Raw genomic sequence first — 2648 nt, forward strand, 5'->3', positions numbered from 1 at the left:
CCATCATCAACAATGGTCCCCGTTGCAGTGTCCGCAGTCGCTTGTTCTGGCGTCTTCACGCTGATGTTGTAGTTCTCAACACCTTCAAGTGTGGTGTCGTCTGTACTACTTACAATCACTTTAAAGCCTGTATCACCCGCAGGGACAATCACAGTGAAGTTACCCGAAGCATCAGGTGTGAACTCTTGGGTTGAACCATCTGCAAATTCAACCGTCACCACGGCATCCGTATCGGTACCTAAAGTTGCACTACCATTGCCTAAGTTTACGGTCACTACAGTATCTGTAATGCTCTCGTTACTTAAGGTTACTATATGCGTTAGGCTTTCACCTTCATACGTAGCAGCATCTGTTATACGCGCTTGTGGTCGGTCGTCATCCGCTGTGCCTTTATTTGGATCTTGTGGATTAGTTTCCGGATCATATGGCTGGCTCGGGTCAACCGGAATGATGCTGCCATCATCTACAATTGTCCCTTTACCTGTGCTTGGCTTGTCCTGGGTAGAGGTAGTTACCGTAATCTCGTAGCTTTCAGGTCCTTCAAAAGTTGGATCCTGTTCACTTGGTACTTTCACCAGTACTTCTGTACCACCCGGTGGCACAATGACATCAAAGCTACCTTCTGTCATCTCGGTGCTGGTCCAGGTTTCACCACCATCCGTACTGTATTCGATGATGCCTGTATCTTTTCCTGGCTCTACATCAGTACCCGTCACCGTCACAGTAACCGTGGTATCTGTCGTACTTGGAGTCACAGTCACTGTATGAATCAGGTCATTGCCTTCATATTCTGTCACTGAATCCACTGTCGCAACAGGACGGTCATCATCCGGTGTGCCTTTATTTGGATCTTGTGGATTGGTTTCCGGATCATATGGCTGGCTCGGGTCAACCGGGATGATGCTGCCATCATCTACAATCGTGCCTGTACCTGTGCTTGGCTGATCCTGGGTAGAGGTAGTTACCGTAATTTCATAGCTTTCTGGTCCTTCAAATACATTATCTGAAATACTTGGTATTTTGACTAAAAAGCTAGAGTTTCCTTTTGGTACATTAACCTCAAATGAACCTTCTGAGATATGCGTGCTTGTCCAGGTTTTACCACCATCCGTACTGTATTCGATGATGCCTGTATCAATGCCCAGATCTGTATTACTGTTTGATATAGTAACTATAACTTTAGTAGGGTTATTACCTTGTCCTGAAATTGTGACAGTATGAATTAATTCACCACCTTCATACTGGTAAACATCATTTACACTTGCTTGGGGATGATACTTAGACGTAGTAACAGGTTTCTCTACTACAGGTACCGCATAGTCGGTTGTAGTTGGATAATCAATTGTTGGGTATAACGTATTTAAAGGAGGAATATTATCTACAACTCGATCCAATCTTAATGGATTAATACCATCAGCAATTGAAATTTGATCAAGTTTTGCCACCTGAACAAAACGATGACCACCTTGATTATCAGTTATGTTCTCCAACTCAGGTTGAACTTCTACATAATCCTTACCCGACTTTTTAAAGATTCGGCCATCTTCTAATCGAATAATATGGTCATTAGATTCATGGAATTCAATGTTTTTATACTGTTGAGCAAATTCTTGTAGTTTCTCAAGATCAGTTAATGTTGTATTCTGCTCAGCAAATTGCTGCAAAGAAAATACACCTTCCTGGTCAATTAAATCCTTGCCTTTAATTTCAACTATACGGCCATCAGGTAATTTGACGATAACACTACTATCCTTGCTTAGGACAAGAGTTTCACTGGAAGAGAGTTTGCTTTTAATACTAACTTTTTTTTCTATGCCTGCTGCACTTAATTGCAAAACCATTCCATTGACAGCTAGAACACTAATTTTAGTTGCCATTGCAAACCCCTTAATACATGCCGTATTTTTTAAGTTTCGTAGATTAAAAAGAAAGTGATATTACACTTTATATTCTGCCAATTCTATCACAAAAAAATCATAGTAATACCCCCCATTTTTAATTGAATTAATGGGTAGAAAATCTAAAGCCTTGTTATTGTTTAAAAATAGGTGGACAACCATTTACTGACATATGAGGTCGTTCATGATTATAAAAGTACTGCCAGTCAGTTGTATAGTCCTGCACCTCGCTCAGATCTCGAAATAAATATTGATTTAGACACTCATAACGTACTGTACGATTAAATCGCTCAACATATGCATTTTGCTGTGGATTGCCTGGTTGAGTAAATACATGCTCAATACCATGCTGATCACACCACTTTTCCATCAGCTCACTTATATACTCTGGGCCATTGTCGGTTCTAATGCGTTTAGGTTTACCTCGCCATTCAATGAGCTGATCAAGTCCTCTCAGCACACGTTCTGCTGGCAACGAAAAGTCAATCAATATATCCAATGACTCGCGATTATAGTCATCAATCACGTTGTGAACTCGATAACTACGTCCATCACTGAGTTGATCATACATAAAGTCCATTGACCATGATTCATTCTTAGCTGTCGGTACTGCAAGGGTTTCAGGCTGTTCTCGTTTAATCCGCTTATTAGGCTTGATTCTTAAATTAAGCTCAAGCTCCTTATAAATGCGATAGACACGTTTGTGGTTCCATTTGTATTTTTTAACATTACGCAAATACAGGAAACAAA

At 40.6% G+C, this 2648-nt stretch carries 1 protein-coding gene and 1 pseudogene; both read right to left on the reverse strand.

Annotation, left to right across the window (positions count from 1 at the left end; translation table 11 throughout):
• A partial coding sequence (locus FTU58_RS11925) for a hypothetical protein (protein WP_218948241.1) occupies positions 1–1877 on the reverse strand: 1877 nt, incomplete at its 3' end.
• 154 nt (positions 1878–2031) lie between these two features.
• A pseudogene (locus FTU58_RS11930) lies at positions 2032–2648 on the reverse strand (IS3-like element ISAba20 family transposase); the annotation flags it as partial.

The organism is Acinetobacter sp. YH12120 (assembly GCF_013418795.1).
Classification (GTDB): domain Bacteria; phylum Pseudomonadota; class Gammaproteobacteria; order Pseudomonadales; family Moraxellaceae; genus Acinetobacter; species Acinetobacter towneri.